This is a genomic window from Burkholderia savannae (assembly GCF_001524445.2).
In the GTDB taxonomy this organism is placed as follows: Bacteria; Pseudomonadota; Gammaproteobacteria; order Burkholderiales; family Burkholderiaceae; genus Burkholderia; species Burkholderia savannae.
This window is the reverse complement of the sequence record NZ_CP013419.1, coordinates 327,652-343,256: the sequence shown is the minus strand read 5'-3', so window position 1 is coordinate 343,256 and position 15,605 is coordinate 327,652. Positions and strand designations below refer to the sequence as shown.

Annotated in this window: 13 protein-coding genes and 14 pseudogenes; 14 read left to right on the top strand and 13 right to left on the bottom strand. The window is 58.9% G+C overall.

What is annotated here, in order from left to right:
- Positions 1 to 101: 101 nt before the first annotated feature.
- Positions 102 to 605 (top strand): transposase, encoded by a 504-nt coding sequence (locus WS78_RS35295; RefSeq protein WP_063891769.1) that lies wholly within the window; start codon positions 102 to 104, stop codon positions 603 to 605.
- Positions 606 to 724: 119 nt separating this feature from the next.
- On the top strand, positions 725 to 985 hold the full coding sequence (locus WS78_RS35290) for a hypothetical protein (protein WP_045598729.1): 261 nt from the start codon (positions 725 to 727) through the stop codon (positions 983 to 985).
- A 9-nt stretch (positions 986 to 994) separates the two neighbouring features.
- On the opposite strand, the pseudogene tnpC (WS78_RS35285) reads toward WS78_RS35290, so the two are convergent.
- Positions 995 to 1,681: pseudogene (gene tnpC / locus WS78_RS35285) on the bottom strand (IS66 family transposase); the annotation flags it as partial.
- 29 nt (positions 1,682 to 1,710) lie between these two features.
- On the opposite strand from tnpC (WS78_RS35285), the gene tnpA (WS78_RS37405) reads away from it, so the two are divergent.
- The 3 genes and pseudogenes from tnpA (WS78_RS37405) to tnpC (WS78_RS35270) form a co-directional block, all read left to right on the top strand.
- Positions 1,711 to 2,079: an IS66-like element accessory protein TnpA gene (tnpA, locus tag WS78_RS37405; RefSeq protein WP_156444294.1), complete on the top strand. Its 369-nt coding sequence runs from the start codon at positions 1,711 to 1,713 to the stop codon at positions 2,077 to 2,079.
- Complete coding sequence (tnpB, locus tag WS78_RS37400) at positions 2,079 to 2,432, top strand: IS66 family insertion sequence element accessory protein TnpB (protein ID WP_059580646.1); 354 nt, start codon at positions 2,079 to 2,081, stop codon at positions 2,430 to 2,432. The genes tnpA (WS78_RS37405) and tnpB overlap by 1 nt, the downstream gene beginning before the upstream one ends.
- 99 nt (positions 2,433 to 2,531) lie before the next feature.
- A pseudogene (tnpC, locus tag WS78_RS35270) lies at positions 2,532 to 3,521 on the top strand (IS66 family transposase); the annotation flags it as partial.
- Positions 3,522 to 3,593: 72 nt separating this feature from the next.
- Here tnpC (WS78_RS35270) and tnpA (WS78_RS35265) read toward each other — a convergent pair.
- Positions 3,594 to 4,055, bottom strand: a complete 462-nt coding sequence (gene tnpA / locus WS78_RS35265) for an IS66-like element accessory protein TnpA (RefSeq protein WP_085701565.1) — start codon at positions 4,053 to 4,055, stop codon at positions 3,594 to 3,596.
- Positions 4,056 to 4,140: 85 nt separating this feature from the next.
- Between tnpA (WS78_RS35265) and WS78_RS35260 the strand changes: the two are divergent.
- Positions 4,141 to 4,281 (top strand): annotated as a pseudogene (locus WS78_RS35260) (AAA family ATPase); the annotation flags it as partial.
- On the top strand, positions 4,278 to 4,499 hold the full coding sequence (locus tag WS78_RS35255) for a hypothetical protein (protein WP_059584108.1): 222 nt from the start codon (positions 4,278 to 4,280) through the stop codon (positions 4,497 to 4,499). The pseudogene WS78_RS35260 and the gene WS78_RS35255, both read left to right, overlap by 4 nt.
- 110 nt (positions 4,500 to 4,609) lie before the next feature.
- Here WS78_RS35255 and WS78_RS35250 read toward each other — a convergent pair.
- Positions 4,610 to 4,915, bottom strand: a pseudogene (locus tag WS78_RS35250) (transposase); the annotation flags it as partial.
- Between the two features lie 365 nt (positions 4,916 to 5,280).
- A pseudogene (locus WS78_RS35245) lies at positions 5,281 to 5,985 on the bottom strand (transposase).
- 573 nt (positions 5,986 to 6,558) lie between these two features.
- Between WS78_RS35245 and WS78_RS35240 the strand changes: the two are divergent.
- Both WS78_RS35240 and WS78_RS35235 read left to right on the top strand, forming a co-directional pair.
- Entirely contained in the window at positions 6,559 to 7,533 is a 975-nt protein-coding gene (locus WS78_RS35240; RefSeq protein ID WP_082717571.1) for a LysR family transcriptional regulator, read from the top strand.
- A 41-nt stretch (positions 7,534 to 7,574) separates the two neighbouring features.
- Positions 7,575 to 8,346, top strand: a pseudogene (locus WS78_RS35235) (IS630 family transposase); the annotation flags it as partial.
- 14 nt (positions 8,347 to 8,360) lie between these two features.
- Here WS78_RS35235 and WS78_RS35230 read toward each other — a convergent pair.
- A pseudogene (locus WS78_RS35230) lies at positions 8,361 to 8,597 on the bottom strand (transposase domain-containing protein); the annotation flags it as partial.
- A gap of 312 nt (positions 8,598 to 8,909) precedes the next feature.
- On the opposite strand from WS78_RS35230, the gene WS78_RS35225 reads away from it, so the two are divergent.
- Positions 8,910 to 9,113 carry a hypothetical protein gene (locus WS78_RS35225; RefSeq protein ID WP_082717573.1) on the top strand — a complete coding sequence of 68 codons (204 nt, stop codon included), beginning with the start codon at positions 8,910 to 8,912 and terminating at the stop codon, positions 9,111 to 9,113.
- A pseudogene (locus WS78_RS38495) lies at positions 9,100 to 9,291 on the top strand (recombinase family protein); the annotation flags it as partial. The gene WS78_RS35225 and the pseudogene WS78_RS38495, both read left to right, overlap by 14 nt.
- Positions 9,292 to 9,293: 2 nt before the next feature.
- On the opposite strand, the pseudogene tnpC (WS78_RS35215) reads toward WS78_RS38495, so the two are convergent.
- Positions 9,294 to 10,265, bottom strand: a pseudogene (tnpC, locus tag WS78_RS35215) (IS66 family transposase); the annotation flags it as partial.
- Between the two features lie 155 nt (positions 10,266 to 10,420).
- Here tnpC (WS78_RS35215) and WS78_RS35210 point away from each other — a divergent pair.
- A complete protein-coding gene (locus tag WS78_RS35210) occupies positions 10,421 to 10,663 on the top strand; it encodes a hypothetical protein (RefSeq protein ID WP_059584115.1) in 243 nt (80 codons plus the stop codon).
- Between the two features lie 6 nt (positions 10,664 to 10,669).
- Here the strand turns inward: WS78_RS35210 and WS78_RS38085 are convergent, their stop codons facing one another.
- The 4 genes and pseudogenes from WS78_RS38085 to WS78_RS35195 form a co-directional block, all read right to left on the bottom strand.
- On the bottom strand, positions 10,670 to 10,798 hold the full coding sequence (locus tag WS78_RS38085) for a hypothetical protein (RefSeq protein ID WP_257789126.1): 129 nt from the start codon (positions 10,796 to 10,798) through the stop codon (positions 10,670 to 10,672).
- A gap of 37 nt (positions 10,799 to 10,835) precedes the next feature.
- Positions 10,836 to 11,129, bottom strand: coding sequence for a phage tail assembly protein (locus WS78_RS35205; RefSeq protein WP_059584119.1), 294 nt, complete (start codon positions 11,127 to 11,129; stop codon positions 10,836 to 10,838).
- A 161-nt stretch (positions 11,130 to 11,290) separates the two neighbouring features.
- Positions 11,291 to 11,644: pseudogene (locus WS78_RS35200) on the bottom strand (phage tail sheath subtilisin-like domain-containing protein); the annotation flags it as partial.
- A 52-nt stretch (positions 11,645 to 11,696) separates the two neighbouring features.
- Positions 11,697 to 12,017, bottom strand: a pseudogene (locus WS78_RS35195) (transposase); the annotation flags it as partial.
- An 86-nt stretch (positions 12,018 to 12,103) separates the two neighbouring features.
- On the opposite strand from WS78_RS35195, the pseudogene WS78_RS35190 reads away from it, so the two are divergent.
- A pseudogene (locus tag WS78_RS35190) lies at positions 12,104 to 12,550 on the top strand (transposase); the annotation flags it as partial.
- A 95-nt stretch (positions 12,551 to 12,645) separates the two neighbouring features.
- Here WS78_RS35190 and WS78_RS35185 read toward each other — a convergent pair.
- The gene (locus WS78_RS35185) at positions 12,646 to 13,185 is read right to left on the bottom strand and encodes a lysis system i-spanin subunit Rz (protein ID WP_059584133.1); all 540 of its coding nucleotides are present in this window, start codon (positions 13,183 to 13,185) and stop codon (positions 12,646 to 12,648) included.
- 242 nt (positions 13,186 to 13,427) lie between these two features.
- Between WS78_RS35185 and WS78_RS35180 the strand changes: the two are divergent.
- Positions 13,428 to 14,046, top strand: a pseudogene (locus WS78_RS35180) (transposase); the annotation flags it as partial.
- A 156-nt stretch (positions 14,047 to 14,202) separates the two neighbouring features.
- On the opposite strand, the pseudogene WS78_RS36885 reads toward WS78_RS35180, so the two are convergent.
- A pseudogene (locus WS78_RS36885) lies at positions 14,203 to 14,301 on the bottom strand (transposase); the annotation flags it as partial.
- 91 nt (positions 14,302 to 14,392) lie between these two features.
- Positions 14,393 to 15,217 carry a fimbrial protein gene (locus WS78_RS35170; protein WP_197419416.1) on the bottom strand — a complete coding sequence of 275 codons (825 nt, stop codon included), beginning with the start codon at positions 15,215 to 15,217 and terminating at the stop codon, positions 14,393 to 14,395.
- Positions 15,218 to 15,605 lie beyond the last annotated feature (388 nt).

The following is a 15,605-nucleotide window of genomic DNA, read 5'->3' as shown; positions in this document are numbered from 1 at the left end:
ATGTGCGGTTCAGTGTAAGCCGTCAATAAACGACGCCCTACCAATGGATGGCAGAAGGTCAGAAGCTAAGTGTCCGCGTGGACACATGCACTCAGACCGTGATGACAGAGAAACAGGACCTTCGAAGCAGACTGGTGGTTGGCCGCAGACGGGATGGCCGGCGGGAATTTGATGAAGATGCCGTGCGGGAGCTGGTCGAGTCTTGCCTGAAGCCGGGGGTATCGATCGCCCGGGCGGCCATGGACCATGACGTCAATCCGAACCAGTTGCGCCGCTGGATTTCGCGCCATCAGCAGCATACGCTGCAAACACCAACGAGACCGGACCCGCTGGTGATAGACGGCGTATCGATCGACATCCCCGGCCCGGCGCGTCGTGTTCCGGTGAGTGAAGCGCAGGCATTTGTTCCTGTCGTCACCGCGCCATCGACAGTGCCGGCCGTTTCCCCTGTACTGCCACCGGACACGTCGTCGATGGCGCTCTCGTTACATGTGCGCCTGTCGAATGGTGTCGAATTTGATCTTGGCGAGGCGAGCGTCGATGAGCTGGCCACGGTGATCCAGATGCTCGGGAGGCTGCCGTGTTCCGGTTCGACGAAGGGCTGAAGGTCTACCTGCATCGCGATCCGGTCGTAAGCGCTAAATCCGCCACACGTCGTTAGGTGACGTGTTACCGGGTAACATGTTTCGAATCGATAGTTACCGGGTAACGAAGGAGATGCGAGATGACGCAAACGACGGCGCAGCGGCAGGCGGCTTATCGGGCAAGGCGCGAGACGGCAGGCAAGGACGGCAACGGTGATCGACGTCTGGATATGTGGGTGAGCACGGAAGCGTATCTTGCTCTGACGCGGTTAGCTCGCCGTTACTCGGTAACGAAGCGCCAGATGCTGGAACGGTTGATCGCGCGGGCAGACGACGCGATTGTGCGCCGACTCGATCCCGATTCGGAACAGTGGGACCAATACTTCGGCCCAGCGCGGTAGCGATCGGAGTTACCCGGTAACGGCTTGCTGTCGAGCGAAGTTGAACGGTAGCAGGTCGCTAATATCGGCATCCGGTGCGCGCTGCGGCAATTCGGTCAGCACGTGCAGCAGATAGGCATGGGGATCGACGCCACAGGCTCGACACGTGAGCATCAGGCTGTAGACCATCGCGCTCGCTTTCGCGCCGTCGACCGTATCGCTGAAGAGCCACGACTTTCTCGCCGTGGCAAACGGCCTGATGTCGCGTTCGATGACGTTGTTGTCTATTGCAAACCGGCCATCGTCCACATAGCGACTCAGGTAAGGCCATTGCCGGAGACAGTAGCCGATCGCCTCGCCTAGCAGGCTCTTGGGCAGAACCTTCGGCGCGAGCTCGTCGAGCCAACTCTTGAAGGCGTTTAGCAACGGCACGCTGTGCTGTTGGCGCAAGCGGTACCGGTAATCGGCCAGCGTCTCGCCTTCGGGCAACGTCTGTTTGGCGAGCGTCTCGACCTGGTACAGCGCCTGGAAGAATTCGAGCGCCTTCGTGATGCGGGGGCTCGGTTTGTTCTTCTGCCCCTTGAGCGCATCCGTGAACATCCGGCGTCCATGCGCAAGGCATCCGAGGTGCGTGGCCGATTTGACCGTCCGCCACGCAGGCCAGCCGTCCGTCATCAGCGTGCCCGCGTAGTCTCCGAGGAACTCCTTCGGGTAAACGCAGGTTTGCCGCCGAGGGTAAGCGCAAGCTGATTGAAGCCTGCCTGCAGCCGGGCGCGTCAATTGCCGGACTGGCGTTGAAGGCGGGTGTGAACGCGAACCAGCTGCATAAGTGGATTCAATTGCGCGAACGCGCGAATGCTGCTGTGACGGCGTGCGTCGAGCCCTTGCCATCGGCATTCGTGCCGGTCGTTCCGATCAACGAGGTGGCACCGGTGCGCACGAACCCCGAGCCGGTGAACGTACGGCGAACGTCACACAGGTACGAAGCGGCGAAGGCAATGACGCCGGCGCGACTATCAGCGCAGTTGCCCAACGGCGTAACGCTACAGCTCGAATGCGCCGCACACGATGGCGCTCTCGTGAAGGCGATGATCGAAGCGTTGGGGGCACGCTGATGTTCCGCTTCGACGCGGACCTGCAGATCTACCTGCACCGCGAGCCCATCGACTTCCGCGCCGGCATCAACAGCCTCGTCGCGCTGGTCGAGCAGTCGATGCTGCTCGATCCGCTTGCGCGAGCCGTCTTCGCGTTCCACAACCGCAAACGCGATCGCGTGAAGCTTCTGCTGTATGACCGGGCCGGATTCTGGCTCCTATTGAAACGCCTCGAGGCCGACCGTTTCGTTTGGCCCCGCCGTCAGCAAGCCGTGATCGAACTGACGGCCGAGCAGCTTCACCTGCTGCTCGACGGCGTCGATATCGACGCCGTGCGCCGCCACCCAGCGCGGCAGTACTGCCACACGAACTGAAGCAGGGTATCGCCGCTGTTGCCAGTAAACAACGGCGGCTTTAGCTGTTACAAATTCGCGTAAACCTATTTGGCTCTGCGTTTCGCTATCGTTGAGCGCATGTCCCCTCCCAATCTCCCCCGACTTCCGCGCACCGCCAAGGCCTATATCCACAAGCTGGAGGAGCGGGTGGCGGCCGATGCTCAGGTCATTGCCGAGCGTGACGCCAGGATCGACGAATTGACCAAGCGCCTGGATGCGCTGGAAGAGCAATATCGTCTCGCGTTGGCCCGACAGTACGCGCCGAAGAGCGAGAAGCGCCGCGACCGCGTGTTCAACGAGGCCGAAGAGGCAGCCCACGCTGAGCCGGCCGAGGAGGACGACGGCGAGCCGCTGACGTTGCCCGATACCGGGTTGCCGGAACCCGGCCAGCCTGAACCGCGCAAGCGTGGCCGCAAACCGCTGCCCGCGGACCTGCCGCGCGAGCGAATCGAGTACGACCTGCCCGAAGACCAGAAGATCTGCCCGTGCTGCAGCAAGGCAATGCATCGGATGGGCGAGGAAATCAGCGAACAGTTGCACATGCAGGTCAAGGTCTCGGTGCTGCAGCACGCGCGTTTCAAGTACGCGTGTCGGCACTGCGAGCGTCACGGCACGCACACACCGATCGTGGTCGCGCCGATGCCGGCGCAGCCCTTGCCGGGTAGTCACGCCAGTGCATCGATGATCGCCGCCGTCACGGCCGGCAAGTATGTCGACGGCACGCCGCTGTACCGGATGGAAGACGTGCTCGCACGCTCGAATATCGCAGTCAGCCGCGGTACGCTGGCGAACTGGATCATCCGCCCCGCCGAGCTTCACTACACGCGCCTGTTCAAGGCGCTCAAGAAGATTCTGCTCAGCCAGTGGCTGATTCACGGCGACGAGACCACCGTCCAGGTCCTGAAGGAGAACGGCCGAAACGCGCAGGACAAGTCATACATGTGGGTCTACCGAAGCGCGGAGGATAGCGAGCAGCCGGTGGTGCTGTTTGAGTACCAGCCGGGGCGTGGCCAGCAGTACCCGAAGGAGTTCCTCGGAGACTACGCGGGCACGCTGATGACGGACGGCTGTTGATGCCGGCGCGGAAGTCGATGGGCTCGCGGTGCAGGTAGATCTGCAGGTCCGCGTCGAAGCGGAACATCAGCGTGCCCCCAACGCTTCGATCATCGCCTTCACGAGAGCGCCATCGTGTGCGGCGCATTCGAGCTGTAGCGTTACGCCGTTGGGCAACTGCGCTGATAGTCGCGCCGGCGTCATTGCCTTCGCCGCTTCGTACCTGTGTGACGTTCGCCGTACGTTCACCGGCTCGGGGTTCGTGCGCACCGGTGCCACCTCGTTGATCGGAACGACCGGCACGAATGCCGATGGCAAGGGCTCGACGCACGCCGTCACAGCAGCATTCGCGCGTTCGCGCAATTGAATCCACTTATGCAGCTGGTTCGCGTTCACACCCGCCTTCAACGCCAGTCCGGCAATTGACGCGCCCGGCTGCAGGCAGGCTTCAATCAGCTTGCGCTTACCCTCGGCGGCAAACCTGCGCTTGCCCGTCGCGGTCACGCCGGTCACCCGCAGTGGCAGGAAATCAACTTCGTTCTGTGTCATCGGTTGCGTCCGCAAGTTGTAGTTGCGGACGCAAGCCTGCGCTCGTTCAGCTTTCGATTCTAGGTGGGGTTAAATTCGCGCTTACGACCGTCTCGTGCATCGCGCCGAGGTGATCTCGATCGAGGGCGAATCGTATCGGCTCAAGGAGGCCCGCGAACGCAACGAAGCGCGGGCCCGGCAGCGCAAGACGCGCAAACCTGCCGCAAAGAAGGGGCCGACGTCATGAGCCGCGCACCGTTGCTGCCCTCAGGGCGCCGGCGCGGTCTGCCGTTCGTCGTGCCCGACGACTGGACGCCCGAACAGGCGCTGGCCGCGTATGAACTGCTCGAGGACCTGCTCGCCGTGATCACCGACTTCTACGGCCCCCAACTCCACAAACAGCTGCGCGAGCAGCGCACGTCACGATCGGACATCCGAACGCGAAAACCCGACCCGCCGTTCTGAACGGCGTCGCCGTCGCATCACGTCAAAGGGGCCTTCGGGCCCCTTCGTACTTGAGCGAATTGCTCAACATTGCGCTGCCATTTAAGCGCGGTTTTACACCGCAATCAACAGCCGTCAAGATGAACCTTCACGATCGTGCTATCCAGCGATACCGCTTCAATTCGGACGCGAATAATCTGTGCGTGCTGCAACTCCGCGAACACTCGGTCCAGTACGCCGTTGCGAGACGAACGATTCATGCGCGTGTAGACCGTATGCCAGCGACCGAAGCGTGGCGGCAGGCCGCGCCATTTACATCCGTGCTCAGCAACATAGAGGAGCGCGTTGAGCACTTGCAGGTTCGGCAGGCTCACATTGCCTCGCTGTCGCGGCAGGCAATGTTCGATCTGTTTGAATTGGGCTTCGGAGATTTCCATCTCCGAAGCATAACCTTAAATTACGGCAGTGTGAAAACGCCCTGGTACATCGACGAGTTCCTATATAAATAATAAGGCACGGACTATGCAAAAATGGGATTAATCCCATGGATTGTTTTCGCTGCCTTCGTTACGCTTAAGTCACGACTTGATTTAACGAATTTCGATCGTAAAATTCACCGGCGATGATTGAGGTCGCACCTTTCGATAGGCAATCGTTATGAAAAATATATACTGCATGCGTCGCCGTCCAATTCACTTCCGACAACACATTATTACGGGGAATGTGCGACGCAAATTGCCACTGGCGAAGCAATGCGAAGAAAACCGGAACGGTTATTGATTCGGCATTAATGATGCTTGAATCAAGCCGCATAGCGAATAGGCTCATGTTCAAAGTATTTGCGAATCCGCTGAGGCCAGCGTTGCACGCTGCGCAGGTGACTGACGGTAGCCTTGACCAATTGCTGCGTGGTGCGTGCCGGTACGAGCTTGGTCACGGCACGCTTCAGGTTCCCGTTGGCCCGTTAGTCAGGATTGAGTTTCGAGCCGTAGCTCGGGAGATAGAAGACCACGATACACCGCCGGTTGGCCACCAGCCAGACCTTCACCGGCTTGGCATGATGCACCCGCAGTTGTCCAGGATCAGGAAGATCTTCTCCGGAGCGTTGCGAATCAGCCTGCGCATGAAGTCTATCAGGATATCGGCATCTAGCGCGCCATCGAAGATCTTCCAGCGCATCTCGCCCTTGTTTGTCGCGGTGAAAATCACCGACAGGCCGCGGCGCTTGCCCCAGCAGATAGGACATCTTCAATTGGTCCGCGATCATCTGGCGCACCAGCAACTCCTGCGTCAGATCGAGCACGCGCCCCTTACCAGATTGACAACCACCCGGCGCATCGTGCAGGGCTTTCACTCCGTGCTTTTCGTGTCACTTGCAGATGTCGAACACGCCCGTGCGGCTCAGTCCGCTCAACTGGGCAATTTCCTCGTACGTGCGACCCGCCTTGCGAAGCCGGAACACCTCCACTCGTCTCTTGTGCCGCGCATCTGGGCGCGGCAATCTCATATCGGTCGTTCCCGTCGCTTTGACATCAGAGCGAGCCCTCAAAATTCAAGGCCACTTATACCGAATCAATAACTCGTCGTCCATTCACCTGGTTTAGGCTCATATAAAACTTGCCTCTATCCGATCGATCGATAGTTAGATAGTTATTCAACACCAAGCAGGAGCTTGCTGCTGGAGTGGATCGCCACCCGATCGCGGCAATCTTAATTGCCGCTAACGGTTATGACGCCAAGTAACTGATTACCCCATTCCTGCCGATCGCGGTCGATCGCCGAAATACATCAGACATATTTTTACAAATCGCGGCCACATTCATGACAAACGTCAATACATCTCGTACGAGCGTGAAATTTCTATCTGCTATTCTCTGCGGAAAGCGACACGAGCATTGTTCTGAAAAGATCTTCCGGGGCATGAAGCGCATGCATATCCAGGCGCTTCATTTCAGACTCGCCCTTATCCACTTCGGGTAATGTTCCGGAATTTAAAAAATATTCCTCCCGCCATGTGGTCGCGTGATATGAATTTGAGAATTTTACAATGAATTATCGCCTGAATCTATGCGGTAGCTGAATGCACCGCGATATTAATCTATACAATTCAAGCGACATCGAGAATTTTTATTTCCCCCACTTTATGCTCAGCATCAAGTCAAAACAATTGAGGCATCTCGTAATTTTGAGTGAGGAGAAAAATTTTTCCAGGGCGTCAGTTCGAGCGCATATTAGCCAATCAGCATTGAGCAGGAGTATTCAATCGATTGAAGAAGAGCTTGATATAAAAATTTTTGACCGGACTGCTCGCGGCGTAATATTGACTCGAGCAGGACGAGTAATTGTCCAGCACGCCCATCGTTTGCTGAGCGAGGTCGATTGCCTCATGGTGGACGTCGAATCACTAAAGGCCATTGAATATATTGGCGTTACCATAGGGATGGAGCCATATTGCGAGGATATGTTGCTCCCCAAATTATTGGGCAATATCATCAAGGAGCATCCTGAAATAAGGGTAAAAATTGAAGTCTCGGATTGCAAATCACTGGCCGAGAAATTGCTAGAAAACAAGATTGACTTGGCGGTGACGAATCAACATGAGCTATCACTTAATTCGAGAATCTCAACAAAGCAGCTGCCTTCCGTGAGCGTGGCGCTATATGTCCGACCTGGCCATCCGCTGCTATTGCGGAGTGGAATTTCTATTGGCGATTTGATAAATTATCCACTTATATCGGCCCCGATAGAAGAATCCATGCGGGAATTAATCGGCCGGTCAATTGATCTTCCTCGTGGCGAATATTTTCGGCCGCTGGCCCAGTGTACAAATGTATCGACGCTCAGGGCGCTCGCAAATCATACTGATGCAATATTGCTGCTAGTAGCTCCAGAATTCAAAGAGCTTCTTTGGGGGGGCGATTTTATCCGGCTGGGCGCAATTGGCGGCAAATCAATTGAAATCGAATTTTTCATTGGATATTCCGCCGGAAGTATTCTATCCGATGAGGCGATCACTATCATCTCTATTATGCAAAACATAATGAGCAATTACTAACCTTCCAGAAAGTATTGTCAATGCCATGAGATAATGCATGGATGAAATCGAAAGGCACATCGGACGGTCGGAAGCTGAATCACGCGACGTTGCAGGCGATGCGCCAGCAGGCGGCAAAGGCCATACGCGAAGGACGGGACGTGGCCAGCGTGGCTGCGGCTTATGGGGTGCACGAACACGGCGTTTACCGTTGGCTGGCCGACTTTGCCAATGGCGGTCGAACGCGTTGCTCGCCAAGGCGATTCCAGGCCGACCGCCCAAGGTCAGCGCCGAAGAGATGCAGTGGCTGGCGCAGGCGGTACGCGATCACAGTCCGTTGCAGTTCAAGTTTGAATTCGGGCTGTGGACGCTGCCGTTGATTGCCGCGCTGATTGAGCGGCAGTTCGGCAAGAAGCTGGCGCTGTCTGGTGTGAGCCGCATCATGAAGCTGTTGGGTTTCTCGGCGCAAAAACCGCTGTACCAAGCCTGGCAACAAGACGCGACGCTGGTGCGCCAGTGGGAATTCGAGACCTATCCGGCGATTCGGGCCGAGGCTCGGGAAGTCGGGGCAACGATCTACTTTGCCGACGAGTCGGACATTCGTTCGGATTATCACACTGGCACGACGTGGGCGCCGCAGGGCTGCACACCGGTAGTGGAGGCGACCGGCAAGCGCTTTTCGCTGAACATGATTTCGGCGGTCGGCCCTCAAGGCGAGTTCCGATTCATGGTGCATGACGGAACCGTCACCGCACTGTCTTCCGAGAGTTTCTCGGTAGCCTGATGATCGGTGGTAAGCACCCGGTCAGCACCGTAGCGCATGTCGTTGACGGAGGGTATCCGCGATGCTATCGGATGGGCTCGACGTGAGCGGTAGACGGCAGCGACGGCGCCACGCTCCAAGGTAGGAGCTCGTCGATGCGGTTGATCGGATGGTCAGCGATACGCTCGAGTACGTAGGCGAGATACGCCTCCGGATCGAGGCCGTTCAGGCGCGCGGTGCCGATCAGGCTATACATCGCGGCGGCCCGTTCACCACCGGAGTCGGCGCCGGCGAACAAGTAGTTGCGCCTCCCGATCGCAAGCTCGCATTCATTCTGCCCATATCGGGCAGGAAGTTGAAGTCCATTATCGTTGGCATCCGCTGTATGGTCGCCGCGTCAAGGTTCGAGACGTAGAGAATCGCAGCGGCGGCCGCGTGGTGCATGTCGACGCTGGCCCTGGCGTAGTCAAGGTGGTGGCAGCGTGGATGCTCGATCGGGCCGTGTGTTCAGTCATGGAGCTCGGCGAGCCGAAGGTTACCGTGGCGGTGCTATGCGCACTGCATCGGCTGCTTGTTGATCGGCGCTTGCGAGCAAACTCGCCGGACGGTTCCACCATCGTCCGGGAGAAACGCAATGGGCCAACTGCCAAGGGGTGTTCCAGCACGACCGCAATCGCCGGCGGTGACGCCGCGCCAGATGAACATGGTGTTCGACAACGCCGAGCTTCAGCGAATGAACGAGGCGCAACGCGCAAAGGTAATCACGCATCTTGCAAGCCTGCTGATCCAAGCCGCCGGCGCAACCACCGGGAAGGAGCGTGACGATGACGAACGCTGATCGTTTGCCGGCGCCCCTTCTCCAGCGCAAGGCAGTAGTTTATGTCCGTCAGTCGACGCAGGCCCAGGTCCAGATGAATCTCGAGAGCCAGCGTCGCCAGTACGAACTCGTGGGAGAAGCAAAGCGCCGCGGGTTTCGCGATATCGAGGTCATCGACGATGATCTGGGTCGATCGTCCCGCCCGTCGCTGCAGTAATAGACCAGTGCCGGCCAGCGATTCATCGCATACCGAATTGCCTTGGTCGTGTCGGATTTCGCAGAGAGCGTGCCGAGCGTCGCTTCGAACCAGCGCTTCATGTCGTCGAGCAACGGCGCCGCCTGTGCCTGGCGCACTCTGCGTCGTTCATCGGGCGGTTTGCCGCGGATCTGCTCTTCGATCTTGTAGAGCGCGCCGATCCTGTGCAGCGCCTCTTCGGTGACGGCGTTGGGACGCACCGCATGCAGGTCGTGGATTTTCCGGCGAGCGTGGGCCATACATGCAGCTTCCTGGACGCGACCGTCGAGATACAGCTCGGCGTAACCAGCGAACGCGTCGGCCTGCAGCACGCCAGCGAAGTGCGCGAGATGCTGCTGGGGATGTTCACCACGTCGATCTGGCGTATAGGTGAACCAGACCGCCGCCGGCTCTTCGGAAGCGCTTGACCGGTCATCGCGCACGTAGACCCACAGGCGTCCTGTCTTTGTGCGACCGTTGCCGGGCGCCAGCACTGGCAGCGGCGTGTCGTCCCCGTGAACCTTGCCGCCAGCCAACGTGTATCGGCGTACGGTGTCGACCAGCGGTGCAAGCAGCGCCGTGATGCTTCCCATCCAATACCCCATTGCACCCGGATCGATCTCGACGCCGTCGCGCGCGTACATGACTGCCTGGCGATGCAGCGGGATGTGGTATGCGAACTTCGACACGGCGATGTGCGCGAGCAGCGCCGGCCCCGGGATGCCACGATCGATTGGTCGACTCGGTGCCGCGGCCTGCACGATACGATCGCAGCATGCGCAGGCCAGCCTCGGACGGCGGTGGCGGATCACGCGGAAGTGCGCCCGGACGTATTCGAGCTGTTCCGCGACGTCTTCGCCCAGCGGTTTGAGTTGCCCGCCGCAATCGGGGCAGTCATCGTCGGCGGGCAGATGGATGCGCTCTTCGCGCTCAAGGTGACGAGCGTAAAAGTCGGCGCGGGAACATCACCGACCGATGTTGGCGTGTCGTTTACCGCAGTGCGGCGCCAAAACTGCCGAGTAGCGTTGCGCCGATCTTTACGCCAATATAGAACTCGCTTGCCATACCCTTACCGGAAAGTTACGATCCGCCCATGAACATTCAGTCCATCGCCGAAGGCCTTACGTACACAGTGATCACGCTCGCAGGCATCGCGCTCGCCGTATGGCTCTGCGTTGAACTGCCGTGGTGGTCGGTGCCTGTCATCTTCGGCATCGTCGCGTTTCTTGGAATTGCCCTGTTGGGGCCGATCGTCGTGACCGGCTCGTACCTCATTGCGGCTGCGATCAAGGCGGCCGTTTGGCTCGTCGGCCGCCTCAATCGCCGTACCGCCTAACGGCCGCTACGACGTCGCCTTCAGCACGTCCGTGCGCCGCTTGATCTCGCGCTCCGCGGCATCGATCCAGTGCCAGTAGTCGTCCAAATCCAAATCAGCGATTTCGGACGGTTGCATCTTCAGCACGAGCAGCAACAGCTCATCCAATGGTCGGAGCACTGAATCCAGCGGTTCAGGGGTTCGCGGCAACTGCGCCTGCGGCGCCTGCATCGACGGCGGTATCCCGTTCCTCAACCATGCAGCGAAAGGCATCCATGAGTCGCCTCGAGTCGGCCAGATCGAGTTCGCCAATGTCCTCGACGGTGAGGTCGGTCAGGCGCGCGAGCAAAAAGTCTTCCTGGTCGCCGGCGTCCGTGCTGTATTTAGCCGCCGCGGCCGCGTCTTTCCGCTTCCCGCGCTGAAGCGTCAGTTCCGTGAGCGTCTGACCGGTGGCGAGTTTGACGGGGTATTTCAGCGGGATTTTCATGATGTGCTCCGTAGGGATAGAGCACACATTGTCGAATTGCGCGCACGGGAGCGCTTTTGACGAAGGCTAAAAAAAACGACCCGCCGAAGCGGGTCAAAGCGAGGAATCACAGGGGGATATGGCGATTAGCCGCCGATATTGGCGCGGAAATCAGAGAGCATGCCCCACAGGCGTAAGCCTGAACCGTACGAGTTGAACACCGTCGTGATGCCTTGCTCATTGAGCAGATTCACTTCCGATCGCGGATCGTCGATCATCGCCGATAGCGGCCGCTCGACACCAGTCACGCCAACAAGCTGCTGGTTCGAACTGGACCACCAGTAGCCCTTATCCAGGTCGACGCGGGCACGCAAGCCCGCCGCGCGCGACGAGAGCGGCTCCAGCCTTTCCGCGTTGGTCGCTGCGTCGTACATACGATGCGCGGATTTCCTTGACCCATGCTGCTTCACCCTCGGCTGTCCATTCGATGCCGCGGCGCAAACAGATCCGCCGGTAAAGGCCGTCACGAACAGCATCGTCGAAAGTGATGCGATGCAGGCTGTACGGTTTCGCCGCTTCGTACCTGTGTGACGTTCGCCGTACGTTCACCGGCTCGGGGTTCGTGCGCACCGGTGCCACCTCGTTGATCGGAACGACCGGCACGAATGCCGATGGCAAGGGCTCGACGCACGCCGTCACAGCAGCATTCGCGCGTTCGCGCAATTGAATCCACTTATGCAGCTGGTTCGCGTTCACACCCGCCTTCAACGCCAGTCCGGCAATTGACGCGCCCGGCTGCAGGCAGGCTTCAATCAGCTTGCGCTTACCCTCGGCGTCAAACCTGCGCTTGCCCGTCGCGGTCACGCCGGTCACCCGCAGTGGCAGGAAATCAACTTCGTTCTGTGTCATCGGTTGCGTCCGCAAGTTGTAGTTGCGGACGCAAGCCTGCGCTCGTTCAGCTTTCGATTCTAGGTGGGGTTAAATTCGCGCTTACAGGCTTCGTGTACCTGACGGCAGTAGTGGATTGGTCAAGTCGCAAGGTGCTCTCGCACCGGGTGGCGATCACGCTGGAAGCAGTGCACGCCGTCGAGGCGCTCGAGGAAGCGTTCGCGCGCTACGGGCTGCCGGACATTGTGAACACCGATCAGGGCAGCCAGTTCACGGCGGGCGCGTTCACCGAGGCCGTACTGGGTCGAGGCGTGCGGCTGTCGATGGACGGTAAAGGGGCCTGGCGCGACAACGTGTTCGTCGAACGCGTGTGGCGCAGCGTCAAGTACGAAGAGGTTTACCTGCGAGCTTACGAGTCGGTCAGCCATGCCCGGCGCTCCATCGGCGACTACATCGAGCTGTACAACCGAAAACGGCCCCATTCGAGCCTGGCGGATCGGACGCCGGATGAGGCATACTTCGCTACGCTGCCTGCGATCAAATCGGCAGCATGATTGCCTCGGACGTTCCACTTAAAAATCTCAGAAAACTGTCCGAACGAGTGAGGCCACCTCTTTCTAGGTTCGAATAGCCTCACAAGCAATCGAATTCACTGGCAGCCGGGCGTCGCCGGCCGCACCGCGCACGCCCATGCCTGCACCGCCTTCAGTTTGTCGATTTCGCGCTGGTCGTCGCCGGCGACCCCAAAAACGCGTTCCGCAACCGCTGGGTCGATGTCTGCAACGGCGGCGGCACCATTGCCCACGCCGGCGGCGCTGGCAGCTCCGGGCAGACCGTCGGCACCGGCTGCAGTACAGTTGCGGACGGCGACGCGCAGCCGGTCAGTGCCAGCAGCCAGAACAGCGCGCAGGCTGCGATTTTCGGTTTCATGGTCGGTTCGCTCCTTCGTGAGTTGTGCATCAATGACGGCCACCTGCGACGCGGCAGCGTCGTGGGCGGCGATCGCGCGCTGCTCCGCGGCAAGCGCCGCGTGCGAGATCGTCGTCAGGTCGTTCGCGTGCCGCTGCGCGTCCGCCGAGCGCGCTGCCTGCTCGTCGGCGAGCAGGCGCGCGCCGATCAGGTGCTCGACGCCGGCACCGACCGCCGCGCCGAGCAGCGCTGTCAGCAAATACGGCCACGCGGATTTCATGAAGATCATTTCGGCTCCTTCTCGTGCAGTTGCTTGAGCTCGTCGGGCGAGTAGACGAAGCCCGGCAGCAGGAACGCCTACACGCCTCCAGACTGGATCGTTTTCCCTTCAGCCGTTACAGGATCTAGCAAAATGAGTAGCGGGGGCTGCTAACCCGGCGCACGCTCTGTTAACCTCTTCGTCGTTTCGCTGACGAGGGGGTTATGGCAAAACCGATACTCGATGACGAATTGTGATCACTAATCCAACCGCTGCTGCCACCACCGAAGCCACGCCGCACGCGATACCCGGGACGCAAGCCGCACGACGACCGCGCCGTGCTCACCGGCATCCTGTTCGTGCTGCAATCCGGCATTCCCTGGGAGATGCTTCCGCAGGAAATGGGATGTGGCTCGGGCATGAGTTGCTGGCGCAGACTGCGCGACTGGTAACAGGCAGGCGCCTGGGACCGGCTGCACGAGGTGCTGCTGACGAAACTTCGAGCGGCCGATCGCATCGACTGGTCTCGCGTGGTTATCGATTCTTCCTCCATTCGCGCAGTGGGATCAGGTCAAAAACAGGACCCTATCCCACCGATCTGGCGCCAACCGCAACGACGTCGCTCAACTACTGCCTCTGATCAGGGCCATTCCTCCCATTCGCGGCAAGCGTGGACGGCCGCTGTCAAAGCTCGTCGTCGTGCAAGCGAGCGGCTACGACCACGGCAAATATCGCAAGCTTCTGCACGCTGCCGGTATCGCCACGCAGATCGCTCGCCGTGGAGAGCCTCACCGCAGCGGCCTTGGCAAGACACGCTGGGTCGTCGAGCGTACCCTCGCATGGCTACACAGTCGGCTCCGAACAATTCGTTTTTCTCTGCGTGTGGCGCGACAAACAAGATGAGAGTGTCGCGGCAAGGTTGATGATGCCGATGTTGATTGACGCAGGCAAGTGTTTATTGACTGACGCGCTTTTTTGATTGTCGCTGATGCGCGTTTGTTGATTGACGCTGGCACGTAAAGCATGCCGCGCGTTAATCAGGTTGTGGCGCTTGCACAGATCCTTCACCGGCTCGTCCCGGCTCTCGGCCTCGCGCAAGATCCGGATGACCTGCTCGTCGGTAAATCGCTTCTTCATCGAGTTCTCCTTGCCTCTAAGATAAAAGAGAACTCACTTGCCAAATGGCTACAAGAAACGTCTTGGGTCAATTTTGGCCGGTCGACTTTAGTTACTCATACGTCATCGTAAAGTCGACCGCCGCGTTGGCTGCGCCACCCGTAATTTTCGAATCAGTCTGGTAGTATGCCGCTTTCAGCGGAATGGTAAAGTTTCCGCCGCTGCCGTGGTAATCGCTAACTGGGATAGCCTCCTGCAACGGCACCGCGCTGCCCGAATTGTCCATCAGTTGCAGCCCAACACCCGTGGCGCCGCCAGCTTGGAGGGTGATCACCGAGTTGGACTTATCCTTGATCGGAGTAGTTGGGTCCAGTTGATATTTGATGCTGTTCATACCCCCCGGACAGTTTTTCAACATGATCTTGAAATCCTTCGGCGTGGTTTTGGTGTCGACACCCTCGAAATCCCCTGCCGAGACCGTGCCCATATCGACTGGGACATTGGGCGTTTGGCAAGTCGACTGCGTAATTTGAACCGCGGTTATTTTGTACGTAGTCGGTGTCGGGCTGCCAGACATTTTGCGATCGTTATTCCATGGGGTCCCTTGGACCACAGAAGTCGCACTAACGGTGCCAGGTGATACTTGATCGGCGAGTTTCACGAGCGCAACAGCCAGTTGGCTGCCGCTCTTGAAATTACCGTTTGTTTGATGTTTGCAAAATTCCTGGTAGAGAAGTATCCCTCCATTATCACTTGCAGCGCTAAAGGGCGTCCACTCGCTTCCACACGCAGTGTTATGAACCCGCGTAGATAGTGCCAAGCCGATGCCGGGAACATTGGTTTTTCTTACCTGGACACGACCTCCGCTCTCCGGAGGTTCAACAACATCATCCAGGTCATTTACCGATGCATTGCCCCCTATGTAATGAAGGTCCATGCCGACCCCGTCACCGAATATGCTATTTTTGGTTGTCCACGAGTATGTTTCTCCATCTTCCGGTGATTTAATCCAATCGGTTAACAGAGTTCCGGGGGGGGCATCGCGTGGCACGGAAATAGGAGACGGTAGATTTAGCAATCGGGTTGGACCGACACCATCGACCTGGGGCGCTGCTGCATACGTGGCGGCGCCCCAGACACCGATTATCGCCGCGATGAGCATTCCAAGGCAATGCGCTTTTCGGTCTTGCACGAGGAGAGCGTCAGCTGCGCCTGGCTGTTTCGGTTCAGCCCTCCCGATCCTGCGGTTCCATATCATAATTATTTACTCATCGGCGTACAAAACTAGCGTTTTACCCGTCAGAAAAGACTGAAACTCTGCATGC